The sequence below is a fragment of the Vibrio sp. 1727 genome (assembly GCF_033344415.1).
GTDB lineage: Bacteria > Pseudomonadota > Gammaproteobacteria > Enterobacterales > Vibrionaceae > Vibrio > Vibrio alginolyticus.
In genome coordinates, this window is the sequence record NZ_JAWPOT010000003.1 from 162,557 (window position 1) to 178,768 (window position 16,212).

The window sequence follows — 16,212 nt, forward strand, 5'->3', positions numbered from 1 at the left end:
GGATTTCTAACAAGGAGAAAATATGAGAGGCGTTGCTTTGCATTTTACACTGGATGAGTTCCAGGATCGGTTAACGAAAGTTCGGCAATCGATGGAAGAAAGAGAATTGGATGTCCTTATCATTCATGACCCTTCTAACATGGCGTGGCTGACAGGCTATGATGGGTGGTCTTTTTACGTGCCACAATGTGTCGTTGTTGGTCCATCTGATGAACCTGTTTGGTTTGGACGCTGCCAAGATGCCAACGGAGCATACAGGACTGCGTATATGTCGGCAGAAAACATTACCTACTATCCAGACCATTATGTAATGAACCCGCCGTTACACCCGATGGATTTCCTAGTCGAAGCCGTACTGGCTCCGCGCCTTTGGGATCGTGGTCGCATCGGCGTAGAAAAAGATAACTATTACTTTAGCGCCACCGCTTACGAATCACTCACTACGCACCTACCGAATGCTCAACTTCTCGATGCAACTGGACTAGTCAACTGGTGCCGCGCCGTTAAATCCGATCAAGAACTGGCGTACATGTACCGTGCCGCTCGCATTGTTGAAAATATGCACCGCGTCGCGTTCGACATGATTGAACCTGGATTACCGAAACACCACCTTGTTGCCGAGATTAACCGCCAAGCCGTGCTCGGGCATGAAGACCACTTTGGCGATTACACCGCGATTGTGCCGCTTTTGCCATCAGGTTCTGATGCTTCCGCACCTCACCTGACTTGGGATGACAGACCCTTCAAGAAAGGCGAAGGGACGTTTTTTGAAATCGCAGGGGCGCACCGCCGTTACCATTGCCCACTCTCACGCACTATTTTTCTTGGCGAGCCTGACGACAAGTTTAAACGAGCCGACGAAGCCCTGACTCTAGGACTTGAAGCGGGCTTGAAAGTGGCAAAGCCCGGAAATACCTGCGCCGACATCGCCAATGCACTAAACCAGGTTCTCGATAAAGCGGGATTCTCACGCGAAGGTGCCCGTTGTGGCTACCCAATAGGTTTGAGCTACCCACCAGATTGGGGGGAACGAACCATGAGTTTGCGAGACACCGATAAAACCATCTTGAGAGAAGGCATGACATTCCATTTTATGCCGGGGCTGTGGTTCAAAGATTGGGGGTTAGAAACAACGGAAAGTATCGTCATTACCCATGATGGAGCAAAAACATTGTGTGATTTTCCACGCCACTTATTTGTTAAACACTAATTTTTCAAACCTTAAGCTCTGTTGAGCCAGGTCTGAGAACTAAAAGGACTTGATATGCAAAAAAGCTCGATCACAGCCACCATAGACTTTGACCGAGAAGGTGTACAGCACGGCTTTTTAACGCTGCCCTATTCACATGACGACTCCGCTTGGGGCAGTATTATGATACCTATCACCGTGATCAAAAATGGTCACGGACCAACCGCACTGCTTACTGGCGGTAATCACGGAGACGAATACGAAGGCATCACCAGCCTGCTAAAATTGACGAACTCGCTTCAGGCAGATCAAATCCAAGGTCGTGTCATTATTGTACCCATGATGAACTTACCTGCGGTACAAAATGCCTCACGTACGTCGTTTATCGATAAAGGGAATTTAAATCGCAGCTTTCCTGGCAACCCCATAGGCACAGTGACCGAGAAAATTGCGGATTATTTTACTCGTTACCTAGTTCCTAAGTGCGATTTTGCGTTAGACATTCACTCAGGTGGTAAAACGTTAGATATCGTTCCGTTCGCCGCTGCCCATCGTCTCAACAATCTCGATCAAGAAGAAGCCTGCATATTAGGTGCAAAACTGTTTGGCGCGCCTTACACCATGATCTTGCTCGAAATGGACGCCACCAGCCTGTATGACACTGCCGTGGAGTCTCAGGGAAAAATCTTTGTTACCACCGAACTAAGAGGAGGCGGAACCAGCACTCCAGAAACCATCGCTTATTCCGACCGTGGCATTCGCAACTTCTTACGCTTCTCAGGCAACTTGCCCGGTGACTACGAACAACCAACCCAACCAACTAAGTTATTAGATATGCCTGATGCAAGTTGTTATGTGCAAAGCCAACACCACGGCATCACAGAATACTTATTTGATCTTGGCGATACCGTCAAAAAGGGCGATGTATTAGTGAGAATCTTCTCGACCGAGCGCACAGGTACCGCCCCCGTTGAGTACAAGTCACAGCGCAATGGTATTTTCGCGGCGCGTCGTTTTCCTGCTATGGTGAATATCGGTGACACTATCGCAGTTATAGCCGAAGACTGCGGCGAGATAGGCTGATTGAAAAACCAACTAAAGAAATCAAAACAAATGGCATACCAGAAGCAAACTGGAAAGCAACTTATAACAGCGACCAGTCATCAGCCTTTCATGAAATGATTAGTATTCTACAGGGAGACTCATTATGCGCCTCGATCGCTACGACGTAAAAATTCTACAAATACTTCATGATAATGGTCGTATCACCAAATCTCACCTTGCCGAGGCCATCAACCTATCCGTGAGCCCTTGTTGGGAGCGTGTCAAAAAACTGGAAGAAGCAGGCATCATTGAAGGCTACGGAGCAAAAGTAAATACCGATATTTTGTTCAAACGAACGTCAGTTATGGTTGAAGTTACGCTCAAAGAACACAACGCCCAAGCGTTCAAACGCTTCGAGCAACTGGTACAACATTCACCAGAAGTCACTGATTGCTATGCCACGGGCGGTGGTGTCGATTACATCCTTAAAATTCAGTCAGAAGATATCGACCAATATCAGCGGCTTATCGACAACTGGTTAGACTCAGATGTGGGCATTGAGCGCTACTTTACTTACATTGTGACAAAAACAATCAAACGTGATGCGGGCACATTCGAAGTAAACCAAAACGCTTTGTTATAAAGGGAAAATGCGCATCAGGCGTGAACAGAAAAAACACCATATTTAACGGCACTAAAAAGAAAGTTCTGACGTTTTAAACCTCGGTATCAGAAATTATTTCGGTCACTTCTCCATTACAGTTTCATTATGGACAACGATGCTGGGAGAAGGACTCATGGCAGCACTGCACAGCTTACACGCTGAAGAATTAAAAGCCTCGCACGACATGATGGCGATAATGAAAGACGTACGTTTGGTGAGAGGTTTAGCGTACGTGAATGGCAAATGGGTAAGTGGTGATCAATTTCATCCGGTGGATAATCCAGCAGATGGCACGGTCATCGGTTACATCACTAAGCTATCTCAGCAACAACTCTATCAAGCGATTGATGAAGCCGACCAAGCCTTTCGTCAATGGCGAAAAATGCAAGCAGAAGAGCGCGCTGAAATTCTCATGCGTTGGCACGACCTGATTCTAGAATCAAAGCAAGATCTTGCTCATTTGATGGTGATGGAGCAAGGAAAAACACTAGGTGATGCTGTAGGTGAGATTGACTACGGCGCATCCTTTGTTCGTTGGTTTGCCGAAGAAGCACGCCGCTGTTATGGCGAAACCATCCCAAGTCATATTCCGAATGCGCAGCTATCAACGGTGCGCGAGCCAATTGGTGTCGCAGCACTGATTACGCCATGGAACTTTCCTAATGCCATGATCACACGCAAAGCCGCAGCCGCACTAGCAATAGGCTGTCCGGTGCTCATTAAGCCCGCCAGTGAAACGCCTTTTTCTGCGTTAGCGTTGGCAGAGTTAGCAGACCGAGCTGGCTTTCCACCTGGTGTATTTAACGTGATCACTGGCGATGCGGTGATGGTGTCACAAACCTTGTGTCACTCCGATAAAGTCAAAGCGCTCTCGTTCACAGGCTCAACTCGAGTAGGCAAACTATTGCTACGCGACGCGGCACAAACCGTGAAGAAGTGCAGTATGGAGCTCGGTGGTAACGCCCCTTTCATCGTGCTGCCAGATATGGATGTCGAGCAAGCAGCCAAAGCCGCCGTGGATGCGAAGTTTCAAACCGCAGGACAAGACTGCTTGGCCGCAAACCGTATTTTCGTCCCTGACGATAAGTACGAAGCGTTTTTGGAAGCGTTTGCCAAAGAAATGAGCCAAATCGTTTTGGGCAATGGCTTAGACGAAAAAACCACCATGGGACCGCTTATTAATCGCACTGCGGTGGATAAAGCGCATGATTTGGTGCGTGACGCGCTCGACAAAGGCGCGCGATTGGTAGCGGGATACCACCAGCCCGAACCAGGCGAAAACTTCTTCGCGCCGACATTGCTAGCCGATGTAACCCCTGAAATGGCGGTGTATCGCGAAGAGAATTTTTGTCCTGTGGCAGGCGTATTGCCTTACCAAGACTTAGATACCGTGATTGAAATGAGCAACGACACTGAGTACGGCTTAGCTGCCTATGTTTATGGTCACGATATTCACCAAATTTGGCACTGCATGCGCGGTTTGGAGTTTGGCATGGTGAGCGTGAACTCCGTCAAAATGACAGGGCACCCTATCCCATTCGGCGGCGTGAAACAGTCTGGTCTTGGACGAGAAGGAAGCCGTCACGGATTTGAAGAATACAGCGAAATCAAATACTGCTGCTTAGGCGCTTTACCAACCGTCAGTGGCAGTTGAGACACGAAATATGGATATCCAATTATTCGAGGAGAAGGATCATGAGTAACAAAACCCAACAACTTTTAGAGATCGATCGTCAGAGAGTATTTCATGCCTCAACCCACCTGAAGCAGTATGCGGCTGGGGAGCTTTCGGGAAGAATTATCTCGAACGGAAGCGGAATACGCATCACCGATTCAGAAGGCATCGAGCTGATAGACGGCTTTGCCGGGTTGTATTGTGTGAACATTGGCTATGGCAGGACTGAAATGGCCGATGCGATTTATGAACAAGCCAAAGAACTGGCGTACTACCACACTTACGTCGGCCATACGAACGAAGCGCTCGTGACACTGTCAGATCGCATCATCAAAATGGCGCCTGAAGGCATGAGCAAAGTTTACTACGGCATGTCAGGCAGCGACGCGAACGAAACTCAACTTAAGTTGGTGTGGTATTACAACAATGCTCGTGGTCTACCAGAGAAGAAAAAAATCATTTCGCGTGACCGCGGCTACCATGGTTCAAGTATCGCGTCCGGTTCACTGACAGGTTTACCGTTGTTCCACGCCCATTTTGATTTACCACTTGAGCGTATCAAACACACCATCGCGCCATATTATTATCGCCGTGAAGACGAGAGTATGTCTGAGCTTGAATTCTCTCAATATTGCGCAGATCAACTCGAAGCGATGATCTTGGAAGAAGGCCCAGAAACGGTAGCAGCAATGATTGCGGAACCAGTGCTCGGTACTGGCGGTATTGTGCCACCACCAGCAGGGTACTGGCAGGCGATTCGCAAAGTACTCGACAAATACGATGTACTCTTGATTGCGGATGAAGTGGTGTGTGGCTTTGGTCGCCTCGGCTCCGATTTTGGCTCACTCCACTACGACATGAAACCAGATCTCATCACGGTAGCGAAAGGGTTAACCTCAGCGTATCAACCGCTGTCTGGCGTGATCGTCGGTGAACGAGTTTGGAGTGTGCTAGAAAACGGCACCGACCAATGGGGCGCTATCGGACACGGTTATACCTACTCTGGTCACCCAATGGGGGCGGCAGCCGCGAACTGCAACCTCGATATCATTGAACGTGAAGGCTTAGTGCAAAACGCGGCCGAAGTCGGCGCTTACTTGCAGCAACGTATGGCAGAGACGTTTAACGATCATCCATTAGTCGGTGATACTCGTGGCGTTGGCTTGTTGCATGCGTTGGAGTTTTCTTCAGACAAGCTTCGCCGAGCACACTTTGATCCAAACTTGAAAGTAGGCCCGCAAATCGCGGCGGCCTGTTTAGAGCAAGGCTTAATCGCTCGCGCTATGCCACATGGTGACATCCTCGGTTTTGCTCCACCGCTTATCGCGAATCGTAACGATATAGACACCATTGTCGACAAAGCGCATCAAGCGGTAAACAAAGTGATGGATAACCTCGTCACATCTAAACAGTGGCAGCCATAACCCACCTAGATTTCAGTAATGCTCGCGGGCTTTGGAGAAGACCCGCTTTGCACTTTCCATTAAAGAGACAACAAGCCAACCAAACATTTTAGACCCATAGAAAGCACTATTATTTACTACAAGTGGCAATAGTGGGTAAAATGCCCAAAATTGCGCACTAACTGGATGAAACATGGCAAAACTTACCCTTCAAGAACAAATGCTGAAAGCTGGCTTAGTTAATGAAAAGAAACTAAAGAAAGCGAAGAAAGGCTCAAAAAAATCACGCGTTCAAGCACGCGAAGTAAAAGCGGCGGTTGAAGAGAATAAACGCCAACAGTTAGAGCGTGATAAACAATTGAGCGAGCAACAAAATGCTGAGCGATTAAATAAAGAGATCAAAGCGCAGATCAATCAATTGATTGAGATGAACAAGATCGACTTAAAAGATGGCGACATCAAATACAACTTCACTCACGGTACGCTAGTGAAATCACTTTATGTAGATTCACTTATCCGCGAGCAGTTGATCAAAGGTATTTTGGCAATCGCAATTGTTGGTGAAAGCTATGTTGTCATTCCACGTGGAGTAGCGAATAAAATTGCTCAACGTGATGAGTCCGTCATCATCGAACAGAAAGAAGCAGAATCTGACATTCCAGCAGAAGACGATCCATACGCAGATTTCGTCGTGCCTGACGATTTGATGTGGTAACAATAAATAATCGATGCATCAACGAAAAGAGCCGCTGATGTAACATCAGCGGCTCTTTTTATAGAAAAATAATCTACGGAGATGATGTGTTGTTATTGCTTACTTAGTAGCAAATTCGCACCTGATGCGGCTAAAAACAACGAACATCCGCGATTGAAACGTTTCGCCATTTTTGGATTTGAAAACCAGTGCCTCAAGTACAAACCAAAGATGGCATAGATTGAAATGGCGACCATTTCTAATATCAAAAACGTCGAGCCAAGGGCAAAAAACTGCTCTTGAACGTTGGCATTGGCATCAACAAATTGCGGCAAGAATGCAGTAAAAATAAGTATCGCTTTCGGGTTGCCAGCAGCAAGCGTAAATTCTTGCTTCGCAAGTCCTGCGTAATTGCGCGAATTGTCCAAGTCAGAGATCGGGCTGGACTCTGAACGCCAAAGGCTAAACGCAATCCACAGTAGATACAGCGCCCCTACCAGCTTTATTGCCAAAAATAGCATTTCTGACGTATACAAAATCACAGCCAGACCTGATGCAGACAACGCAATCATTGCTGAAAAAGCGGCAATTCTGCCTAAACTAGCCGTAAACGCGGCCCTAAAGCCGTAACAACGCGCATTATTCATTGCCAATAAATTGTTTGGGCCTGGAGCCATATTTAGAGCAAAGCAAGCAGGGATAAAAAGGAGAAGCTGCCAAATATCCATAATAAAATGGTCTTAGTGAGTGATTTTGATCGGTACCCTAACATCTGTTAATAAAGTGAGTAAACCACAAACCGATCTTAAAGCAACTCAGCATCAAATCGTGCCGTGCGAGCTTGAACTAACGTGCAGTTCGTTTCAGCCATCAGCTCCGCTAAGGTGATGTTTGGGTTTTGTCTCACCAAACGTATCAACTTCACGTCCAAAGGTTCCAATTTGTCTTGGTGAGCAAGTAGAGCTTGTTCGATTTTGTTGATCGCAAATCGCATCGTCTCTGCTTCTTCGTTTTTGAGAAGCTCTAAAAACGCTTTTACATCCAAAGCCTCGCCCGAGATTTGCCAGTGACGAGATCGTCTAATTCGCTTAAGATCGCACTGTTTTTCTGCTGCGAGTGTTTTCGCTCGCTTGGCATGGTCGCCCCCAATACGGTGAATCAAGGATGGGAGCGAAATCGTAATCTTCGTCTCTTTCATGGCCTTTTCTTTCATCGTCTTAGCCCTCAACCACCGACACATTCTCGCCAACCCAAGCCAGCAACTGTTTTGCCGCTTTGGATAACACCTGATTTTGACGCACGATGTAGCCGAAATCAGTGTTTGGAAAACTTGGCAAAGGCGTAACTTCACGAGAAAGCTTTAATCTCGGATCGAGCGAGAAATCCGGCACAATAGCAGTCCCAAACCCCGCTTCCGCCCAGTCGATTTGTGCTTCCACACTGCCCACTTCCATCACGCGATGCTTAGGCAGATTTAGCTCAGGTAAAGACGCATCAATCAGCTCTCGGGTTCGAGTATCGTGCCCTAGCAGGATCAGCGTCTGGCTCTCTTTTCGATTGTCTTGCCACTCAAAAATGTTATCGCCAAACGCACACCAATGAATCTGCGTGAGAGGCGTAAAATGCAGCGGTTGACTCTCTTTTTGTGCGATAACAAAGCCGATATCGGCACGCGCACTTTTCACCAAATCCACCGCTTGAGAAGATGTGGTATTGAACAATGCCAAGTCGATCCCCGGATATTCACTTTTGAATTGCTGAAATGGTTTGATAAGCAGTAAACGTGAAACAATATCGCTCGCCGCAATAGAAAGCGTCCCCTGCGTAAGATCGTTGATGGCATTGAGATCCGACTGACAAATTTGCAGCTCATTGAGCATCCGCTGCGCCGTAGCTAACAAACGCTTCCCCGCCTGCGTCAGCTGTACAGGGTTTCGCTCAATCAATTTCGTGCGCGTGGCCTGCTCCAACTGCTTGATATGCAAACTTACGTTCGGCTGTGTCATGTGCAGTTCCGTCGCTGTTTTGCCGAAATGTTTTACCTCTGCAAGAGTGACGAAGGTTCGCAGCCAGTTCAAATCTAACATTGCCAATTCCGATATGAGATTCTTATCAAGTTAATGAGTATAATTAATTTCTCTTATTATGGCGAACACCTTAAGATTTTTGCATCTGTTTTTGGAGATTAAATTATGTCGTCTATCGTTGTTGTGGGTGCAAACTGGGGTGATGAAGGCAAAGGCCGCATCGTTGACTTTTTGGCAGAGCAAGCTTCTGCGAGCATTCGTTTCCAAGGTGGTAACAACGCGGGTCACACCGTGGTTAACGATCTAGGTACGTTCAAGCTGCACCAGCTACCAAGTGGCGTATTCAACCCAGACTGTTTGGCAGTGTTAGGTCCGGGTATGGTTATCAGCCCTGCGTTGCTGTCTCAGGAGATTGCGGAAGTTGAAGAAGCAGGCGTAAAAGTGAATATGTGCATCTCTGATCGCGCAACACTGTGTCTACCTCTACACGCACTAGAAGATACGCTAGAAGAACAGCGTTTAGGCGACAAAGCATACGGTTCAACTCGTCAAGGTATTGCACCTGCGTACGGTGACCGCGTAATGAAGAAAGGCATCCTAGTTGGTTGGTTGAAGCAACCAGAAGTATTAGTTGAACGCCTTCAATTCATGATGGATTGGAAACTGCCGCAACTGCGTGCACTTTACCCGACGTTCGAGTTTGAACAAACCGCTGAAGAACTGGCGAACTGGCTGCTAGAAGTCTCTGCACCTTGGCGCGATTCAATTTGCAACGTAACGCTTCCTCTAAAAGAACTACAAGCGAAAGACAAAACTCTATTGTTCGAAGCGCAGCTTGGCGCGGGTCGTGACCTTGTTTACGGTGAGTACCCTTGGACAACATCTTCTAACGTTGTATCAATGTACGCGGGTATCGGTAGTGGCCTTCCGGCACTTCGTCCTGAACGCGTTATTGCTGTTGCAAAAGCCTTCAGCTCATCAGTGGGTACTGGTACGTTGATCACTGCAATGGAAGAGCAAGACGCTTTCCGCGAACTTGCTGGCGAGTTCGGTGCAACTACGGGTCGTCCACGCGACATGGGCTACTTCGACGCAGTCGCTACGAAGAATGGCGTTGAACTGCAAGCCGCAACTGAAATTGCACTAACGAAAGTAGACTGTTTGACTGGCCTTAACGATCTGAAAATCTGTGTTGGCTACGAAGGCGACCACAGCGAAAACCCAATCTGGCCTCAAACTGCCTCTCTTGCGCCAATCTACGAGAAGATGGAAAGCTGGAGCGAGGACATCACAGGTTGTCGTAAGTTTGAAGAGCTTCCAGTAGCAGCACAGAAATACGTTCAACGCATTGAGGAACTCATGGGCGTACCAGTAAAAATGGTGTCTGTGGGTCCTGGTCGTGAACAAATGATTATGCGATAAGATGTGAATTAACACATCATTGGCAAGCGGCTTTTATCTGTTCCGGGGTAAAGCCGCTTTTTTTTTACACTGTAAACTTTGGAAAATTGCACGGCTAAATTCATGTTTAATAACCTCATCACGAGACTCCTACCTCCTTTATTTACAAATCAATAAATTATAGGACTTAACACGTTGTGCACGTTACTAGCACATCTCACTTGTTAAAGAAGCACGTCAATTAGGTTAACTGGTTGATTTGATATTCTTTAAGTGATTAGTTGATCACGATCTTCATCTGCAATTTGTTGAACTAGTACTCAAAAAATCTAACCCGCTGTTTTTAGGATAGATGAGTTCCCCAACATCCAACCTAACAGCAGGTGATTCCCATGACGAAAAATCTTTTCCGCCTCAGTACGATAACTCTCGGTTTATGCATCAGTTCGTTCTCTTTTGCGCAATCCGATCTTCCGAACATTAAAATCCTTGCCACTGGTGGCACCATAGCAGGCGCAGGTCAATCTGCAACAGAATCAAACTACACAGCAGGTAAAGTCGGCGTTGAATCATTGATTTCTGCGGTGCCGAGTATGACCAAGATTGCCGATATTTCTGGAGAGCAAGTGGTCAGTATCGGTTCACAAGATATGAATGATGAAGTGTGGCTAAAATTATCGAAAAGAGTTAATGAGCTACTCGATCAAGATGATGTTGACGGCATCGTCATTACTCATGGTACGGATACGTTAGAGGAAACCGCTTACTTCCTTGATCTGACCGTCAAGAGCAAAAAGCCTGTCGTGATCGTCGGTGCAATGCGTCCTTCCACCGCAATGAGTGCTGATGGACCAGTCAACTTATACAATGCAGTCGTAACAGCCACCGATGAAGATTCAGAAGGACGTGGCGTGCTAGTCGCAATGAATGACACGATTTTCGATGCGCGAGATGTGACAAAAACCAATACAACCTCCGTCAGCACTTTCCAGTCACCCAACTTTGGTGCTATCGGCTACATTCATAATAGCGATGCCAAATATCAACGAAGCCCAGAACGTAAACATACGACAGAAACCCCATTCGATGTATCAAAGCTTACTAAGTTGCCTAAGGTCGGTATTGTTTATAACTATGCAAATGCCTCCAGTTTGCCGGTGAAAGCCTTTGTGGATGCGAAGTTTGACGGCATCGTAAGTGCTGGTGTCGGTAATGGTAACTTGTACCACACTGTGTTTGATGAGCTAGAGAAAGCGAGTAAAGATGGCGTTGTTGTTGTAAGAAGCTCCCGAACGCCTAGCGGCTCAACCACTTTGGATGCTGAAATTGATGACGAAAAATACGGCTTTGTCGCAGCAGGTACATTGAACCCACAAAAAGCACGTATCTTACTGATGCTGTCACTGACTCAGACCAAAAACTATCAAGACATCCAAAAGATGTTCCAATACTATTAATTCTGTCTAAGGTTCATTCGATAGAGGAGGTATACATCTTACCTCCTCTTACACATAGCGACATGAGCGTCTCTTGTTAGCCAAACAAGCGACGCTTCATTCCTGCTTTTTCCAGAATACGCGTAGTAATTTCCTCAACAGACAGAGAGGACGTATTGATATATGGGATCGCCTCTCTTCTAAACAACGCCTCAACAGTGTCTAGCTCGAGCTTGCACTGCTCTGTGCTAGCGTAATCACTTCCAGACAAACGATTTTCACGGATTTCAGTCAAGCGCTCGGGATCGATAGTCAGCCCAAACAACTTATGACGATGGATCTCAAATTCAGGCAACAAACGCATCATCTTCACATCTTCCGCAATGAACGGATAGTTCACAACACGTAAACCAAATTGCATCGCCATATACAAGCTAGTCGGCGTTTTTCCACTACGCGACACGCCAAGTAAGATGATATCAGCTTGCTCCAACCCTTTTAGTGTGATGCCATCATCATGCGCCAATGTGTATTCAATAGCCGCAATACGGTCAAAATAGGTGTCGGAATCTTTCCCCACGCTGCGAGAACGCTGCAACTTAGGCTTTGGTGCCATCTGAATGTCGTCTTGCACTTTCTGCACAATACTCTCCAACACATCGTAACTGTATGCTGGCGCTTCAAGCAGCATTTCACGTACTTCTGGAACGACAATTGAGAAAAAGACCAGAGGTTTGACGCCATTGCGCTGGTAGGAAGTTTCAATTTCTTTGACTACGTCAGTAGCTTTGTCCTGGCTTTCAACAAACGGAAAGGTTTTTTCGTTAGGAATGAACGGAAATTGACCGAGAACAACATGCCCTAATGTCTCACATGTTATCGCCGTACCGTCAGAAACATAGAACACATCACGACTTTGGTTATTTATTTGCATTTCTGTTTAATTTTTCAAAATCTTTTGAGTAGGATGGTACACATAATATTAATAAATCAGTTTGGCTTTCAGTTAGGTTCACCACAGCTTTAAAAATTCGTTTGAATTTTTTTCAGCCAGAACGTAATCGTTTGCCTTTGATATCAATCTGAATGAAGCAATGTATGGTCAACGTGTAATAACAGCCAACATGCGATTGTTTAGATCGATTTAAGTCCCCCTACTAAGCTGCAATGTTTCTGGAGAAAGACATGCAAAAGAACACCCTCTGGTTCAATGGCCTATCCATGGATGATGTCGACAAAGTCGGCGGTAAGAATGCTTCACTTGGCGAAATGGTTTCTAACCTAGCAAACGCAGGCGTTTCTGTACCAAATGGTTTTGCGACAACCTCATACGCGTTTAACCAATTCCTTGACCACGAAGGTTTGGATGAGCGTATTCACCAATTACTCGATGAACTAGACGTTGAAGATGTAGAAGCTCTGCGTAAGACAGGTGCAAACATTCGTCAATGGGTATTAGAGGCCCCTTTCCCTGCGGACCTTGAACAAGAAATTCGTGAAAATTACCAAGAACTGATCGAAGGCAATCCTGAGCTTTCAGTCGCAGTTCGTTCATCTGCTACGGCAGAAGACCTACCTGATGCTTCTTTTGCTGGTCAGCAAGAAACGTTTTTGAACGTGAAAGGCATCGACGCAGTACTAGAAGCAACTAAGCACGTTTACGCTTCTCTATTTAACGACCGTGCGATTTCTTACCGCGTTCACCAAGGGTTCGACCACCGTGGCATTTCGCTATCTGCGGGTATCCAACGTATGGTGCGTTCAGATAAAGCCTCGTCGGGTGTTATGTTTACACTAGACACTGAATCGGGTTTCGACCAAGTTGTCTTCATCACCTCTTCATGGGGTCTAGGCGAGATGGTCGTTCAAGGTGCAGTAAACCCTGACGAGTTCTACGTTCACAAGCCAATGCTTGAAGTAGGCGAACACCCAATCGTTAAGAAAACATTTGGTTCTAAGTTGATCAAAATGATCTACTCAGATAACCAAGAAATCGGCAAACAAGTTGATATCGTTGATACTTCTGATGAAGAACGCAACACGTTCTCATTGAACGACGACGAGATCAAAGAGCTCGCAAAACAAGCAATGATCATCGAAAAGCACTATCAGCGTCCAATGGACATTGAATGGGCAAAAGATGGTATTGATGGCAAGCTGTACATTGTTCAAGCGCGTCCTGAAACCGTATGTTCACAAACGGAACAAAACGTGATTGAGCGCTACGAGCTACAAAACAAAGCAGATGTTTTGGTTGAAGGTCGTGCAATCGGTCAGCGCATCGGTAAAGGCGTGGTTCGCTTGGTTGACTCTCTGGACCAAATGTCTTTAGTCCAAGAAGGTGACGTGCTAGTTACAGACATGACTGACCCAGATTGGGAACCAGTGATGAAAAAAGCATCTGCAATCGTAACCAACCGTGGTGGCCGTACTTGCCACGCTGCCATCATCGCTCGTGAGCTTGGTATTCCTGCAATCGTTGGCTGTGGCGATGCGACAAGCAAGTTAACCGATGGTGCAACCGTGACCGTATCTTGTTCTGAAGGTGAAACGGGCTACGTTTACCAAGGTGAACTTGAGTTTGATGTAAAACGCTCTTCTGTTGATGAACTGCCACTGCTACCAACAAAAGTGATGATGAACGTGGGTAACCCTGATCGCGCGTTTGACTTCGCACAAATTCCAAATGAGGGTGTTGGTCTTGCGCGCCTTGAATTCATCATCAATAAGATGATTGGTATCCACCCGAAAGCATTACTTAACTTTGATGCACAAAGCGATGAGCTAAAAACAGAAATCACTCAGCGTATTCGTGGTTACAAAGATCCTATCGATTTCTACGTAAGCAAACTGACAGAAGGTATCGCAACCATTGCTGCGGCATTTTGGCCGAAACGCGTTATTGTTCGTATGTCTGACTTTAAGTCTAACGAATACAGCAACTTGGTTGGCGGTAAAGCATACGAACCGCATGAAGAAAACCCAATGCTTGGCTTCCGTGGCGCGTCTCGTTACATTTCTCCAGTGTTTGAAGACTGCTTCGAGTTAGAAACTCAAGCAATCAAACGCGTTCGTAACGAAATGGGTCTGAAAAACGTTGAAATCATGATCCCATTTGTTCGTACACCAAGCGAAGCAGCATCAGTGATTGATTTGCTAGCGAAGTTTGATCTGCGCCGTGGCGATCAGGGCCTTAAAGTCATCATGATGTGCGAACTGCCATCCAACGCGGTCCTTGCCGATGAGTTCTTAAAGTACTTTGATGGCTTCTCGATTGGCTCAAACGACATGACTCAGCTAACGCTTGGTCTTGACCGTGACTCTGGCGATGTTGCACATCTATTTGATGAGCGTAACCCAGCGGTTAAGGTGATGCTTCAGATGGCGATTGATGCAGCAACAAAAGCAGGCAAATACGTTGGTATTTGTGGTCAAGGCCCATCAGACCACGACGACTTAGCGGAATGGCTAATGGATCAAGGTATTAGCTCTGTATCACTAAACCCAGATACGGTTATCGATACTTGGTTAAAACTCGGTAAAGTTAGCAGCAAGTAACACACGATAAACTCTAGCCCTCACACTCCCCTTGTGAGGGCTTTGTTATTCACACGTCATTTCACAATCAGTTCGTGATTCCTCTCTCAAGTTCGTCATTTAGTCAATTTCATTATCAAAGTCTGATGACCTAAAATGAATGGTATATCGATAACTCCAGAGAGAATTTGATGAAAAAGCCTATCGCACTCCTTACTACATTGATGCTCCTGGCATCCCCTGCTTATGCCGATTGGGATGAAATTTCCAATAAAATGTCTGAGCTTGGCGACGCAGTTTCTGATACTGCACAAGATGCTTGGGACGATACCAAAGCGTTTTCAAAACAAGCGTGGCAAGATTTCACGAACTGGTCCGAGGAAGCGATCAATACCGCAGGCGAATGGACAGAAGCCAGCATCGAGAAAAGCAAAGAATGGATAGATGCTGCCGACAAAAAAATTGATGAGCTGATGGAAGGCGATACGCCAGAAGAAGCTCGCCAAGCCGTGGACTTAATGGCAGATAGCGCTTTGCTCAAGTTATTTAATGAAAAGCCGGAGGCAAAAGCTATTTACGACAACGCGTACGGCTACGCGGTCTTTGATTCTCGTAAATTATCTTTGCTGTTTCACACCAACTCAGGGTCAGGAGTCGCAGTGAATAAGGAAACAGAAGAACGCACTTATATGAATATGTTTGGTTTGGGCGTTGCACTTGGGGCTGGCGGCAAATTTTACCAACAAGTGGTTCTGTTTGAGAGCAAAGAAGATTTTGATACGTTCGTCAACGAAGGATGGGAGGCCACAAGTGAAGCCTCTGCTGTTGCGGGCGAAGATTCAGAGCAACTTTCAAAACAATTTAACAGCGGCGTCGCCGTCTATCAGTTGAACGCTAAAGGTTTACTCATCGATGCTAACGTGTCTGGTTCTAAATACTGGGTTAACGAAGAGCTCACTAACTCGCAGTAATGCATAGCAACTAATCGCTTAAATAAAACCGTTGTTATGCACCCTTATCAATAAGTTAACGGGGATATGATTCCTCAAAACTGAGCACTTACGCAACTTTCTCTATGGAAGTCACCAGAAGATGGCGACTTCCCTTTCTCGTTGGATTGCTTTTGGTTATGCTTGCGCAAA

Annotated in this window: 14 protein-coding genes; 10 read left to right on the forward strand and 4 right to left on the reverse strand. The window is 46.3% G+C overall.

The genetic code is table 11. The features are described 5' to 3' along the window. Positions 1 to 22: 22 nt before the first annotated feature. The 6 genes from doeA to R8O10_RS05075 all read left to right on the forward strand — a co-directional run bounded on the left by doeA (position 23) and on the right by R8O10_RS05075 (position 6,690). The gene (gene doeA, locus R8O10_RS05050; RefSeq protein ID WP_005373780.1) at positions 23 to 1,210 is read left to right on the forward strand and encodes an ectoine hydrolase DoeA; all 1,188 of its coding nucleotides are present in this window, start codon (positions 23 to 25) and stop codon (positions 1,208 to 1,210) included. Positions 1,211 to 1,264: 54 nt separating this feature from the next. After that, complete coding sequence (gene doeB / locus R8O10_RS05055; protein WP_115386511.1) at positions 1,265 to 2,272, forward strand: N(2)-acetyl-L-2,4-diaminobutanoate deacetylase DoeB; 1,008 nt, start codon at positions 1,265 to 1,267, stop codon at positions 2,270 to 2,272. 124 nt (positions 2,273 to 2,396) lie between these two features. After that, the gene (locus R8O10_RS05060) at positions 2,397 to 2,876 is read left to right on the forward strand and encodes an Lrp/AsnC family transcriptional regulator (protein ID WP_005373784.1); all 480 of its coding nucleotides are present in this window, start codon (positions 2,397 to 2,399) and stop codon (positions 2,874 to 2,876) included. Positions 2,877 to 3,030: 154 nt separating this feature from the next. After that, positions 3,031 to 4,551 carry an NAD-dependent succinate-semialdehyde dehydrogenase gene (locus R8O10_RS05065; protein WP_318191164.1) on the forward strand — a complete coding sequence of 507 codons (1,521 nt, stop codon included), beginning with the start codon at positions 3,031 to 3,033 and terminating at the stop codon, positions 4,549 to 4,551. A 41-nt stretch (positions 4,552 to 4,592) separates the two neighbouring features. After that, complete coding sequence (locus R8O10_RS05070; RefSeq protein WP_318191165.1) at positions 4,593 to 5,996, forward strand: aspartate aminotransferase family protein; 1,404 nt, start codon at positions 4,593 to 4,595, stop codon at positions 5,994 to 5,996. 172 nt (positions 5,997 to 6,168) lie between these two features. After that, positions 6,169 to 6,690: a DUF2058 domain-containing protein gene (locus R8O10_RS05075; RefSeq protein ID WP_053307193.1), complete on the forward strand. Its 522-nt coding sequence runs from the start codon at positions 6,169 to 6,171 to the stop codon at positions 6,688 to 6,690. A 92-nt stretch (positions 6,691 to 6,782) separates the two neighbouring features. On the opposite strand, the gene R8O10_RS05080 is transcribed toward R8O10_RS05075, so the two are convergent. The 3 genes from R8O10_RS05080 to R8O10_RS05090 form a co-directional block, all read right to left on the reverse strand. Beyond that, positions 6,783 to 7,397 carry a LysE family translocator gene (locus R8O10_RS05080; RefSeq protein WP_318191166.1) on the reverse strand — a complete coding sequence of 205 codons (615 nt, stop codon included), beginning with the start codon at positions 7,395 to 7,397 and terminating at the stop codon, positions 6,783 to 6,785. A 77-nt stretch (positions 7,398 to 7,474) separates the two neighbouring features. Beyond that, the gene (locus tag R8O10_RS05085) at positions 7,475 to 7,867 is read right to left on the reverse strand and encodes a ribosome recycling factor family protein (protein ID WP_054577722.1); all 393 of its coding nucleotides are present in this window, start codon (positions 7,865 to 7,867) and stop codon (positions 7,475 to 7,477) included. A gap of 19 nt (positions 7,868 to 7,886) precedes the next feature. Next, positions 7,887 to 8,756, reverse strand: coding sequence for a LysR family transcriptional regulator (locus tag R8O10_RS05090; protein WP_005373812.1), 870 nt, complete (start codon positions 8,754 to 8,756; stop codon positions 7,887 to 7,889). 105 nt (positions 8,757 to 8,861) lie between these two features. Here R8O10_RS05090 and R8O10_RS05095 point away from each other — a divergent pair, with 105 nt between their 5' ends. Together R8O10_RS05095 and ansB are read left to right on the forward strand one after the other, a co-directional pair. Then, on the forward strand, positions 8,862 to 10,118 hold the full coding sequence (locus tag R8O10_RS05095) for an adenylosuccinate synthase (RefSeq protein WP_047102761.1): 1,257 nt from the start codon (positions 8,862 to 8,864) through the stop codon (positions 10,116 to 10,118). Positions 10,119 to 10,489: 371 nt separating this feature from the next. After that, the gene (gene ansB, locus R8O10_RS05100; RefSeq protein ID WP_318191167.1) at positions 10,490 to 11,554 is read left to right on the forward strand and encodes an L-asparaginase 2; all 1,065 of its coding nucleotides are present in this window, start codon (positions 10,490 to 10,492) and stop codon (positions 11,552 to 11,554) included. A 76-nt stretch (positions 11,555 to 11,630) separates the two neighbouring features. Here ansB and R8O10_RS05105 read toward each other — a convergent pair whose 3' ends face one another. Further along, positions 11,631 to 12,467, reverse strand: coding sequence for a pyruvate, water dikinase regulatory protein (locus R8O10_RS05105; RefSeq protein WP_005373820.1), 837 nt, complete (start codon positions 12,465 to 12,467; stop codon positions 11,631 to 11,633). A 251-nt stretch (positions 12,468 to 12,718) separates the two neighbouring features. Here R8O10_RS05105 and ppsA point away from each other — a divergent pair, with 251 nt between their 5' ends. Together ppsA and R8O10_RS05115 are read left to right on the forward strand one after the other, a co-directional pair. Further along, a complete protein-coding gene (ppsA, locus tag R8O10_RS05110; RefSeq protein ID WP_318146604.1) occupies positions 12,719 to 15,091 on the forward strand; it encodes a phosphoenolpyruvate synthase in 2,373 nt (790 codons plus the stop codon). A gap of 170 nt (positions 15,092 to 15,261) precedes the next feature. Further along, on the forward strand, positions 15,262 to 16,041 hold the full coding sequence (locus R8O10_RS05115) for a hypothetical protein (RefSeq protein ID WP_005373824.1): 780 nt from the start codon (positions 15,262 to 15,264) through the stop codon (positions 16,039 to 16,041). Positions 16,042 to 16,212: the final 171 nt, after the last annotated feature.

Bases quoted from the DNA above. Each gene is read 5' to 3' on its own strand.
- doeA (WP_005373780.1), top strand. From the start codon at position 23: ATGAGAGGCGTTGCTTTGCATTTTACACTGGATGAGTTCCAGGATCGG.
- doeB (WP_115386511.1), top strand. From the start codon at position 1,265: ATGCAAAAAAGCTCGATCACAGCCACCATAGACTTTGACCGAGAAGGT.
- R8O10_RS05060 (WP_005373784.1), top strand. From the start codon at position 2,397: ATGCGCCTCGATCGCTACGACGTAAAAATTCTACAAATACTTCATGAT.
- R8O10_RS05065 (WP_318191164.1), top strand. From the start codon at position 3,031: ATGGCAGCACTGCACAGCTTACACGCTGAAGAATTAAAAGCCTCGCAC.
- R8O10_RS05070 (WP_318191165.1), top strand. From the start codon at position 4,593: ATGAGTAACAAAACCCAACAACTTTTAGAGATCGATCGTCAGAGAGTA.
- R8O10_RS05075 (WP_053307193.1), top strand. From the start codon at position 6,169: ATGGCAAAACTTACCCTTCAAGAACAAATGCTGAAAGCTGGCTTAGTT.
- R8O10_RS05080 (WP_318191166.1), bottom strand. From the start codon at position 7,397: ATGGATATTTGGCAGCTTCTCCTTTTTATCCCTGCTTGCTTTGCTCTA.
- R8O10_RS05085 (WP_054577722.1), bottom strand. From the start codon at position 7,867: ATGAAAGAGACGAAGATTACGATTTCGCTCCCATCCTTGATTCACCGT.
- R8O10_RS05090 (WP_005373812.1), bottom strand. From the start codon at position 8,756: ATGTTAGATTTGAACTGGCTGCGAACCTTCGTCACTCTTGCAGAGGTA.
- R8O10_RS05095 (WP_047102761.1), top strand. From the start codon at position 8,862: ATGTCGTCTATCGTTGTTGTGGGTGCAAACTGGGGTGATGAAGGCAAA.
- ansB (WP_318191167.1), top strand. From the start codon at position 10,490: ATGACGAAAAATCTTTTCCGCCTCAGTACGATAACTCTCGGTTTATGC.
- R8O10_RS05105 (WP_005373820.1), bottom strand. From the start codon at position 12,467: ATGCAAATAAATAACCAAAGTCGTGATGTGTTCTATGTTTCTGACGGT.
- ppsA (WP_318146604.1), top strand. From the start codon at position 12,719: ATGCAAAAGAACACCCTCTGGTTCAATGGCCTATCCATGGATGATGTC.
- R8O10_RS05115 (WP_005373824.1), top strand. From the start codon at position 15,262: ATGAAAAAGCCTATCGCACTCCTTACTACATTGATGCTCCTGGCATCC.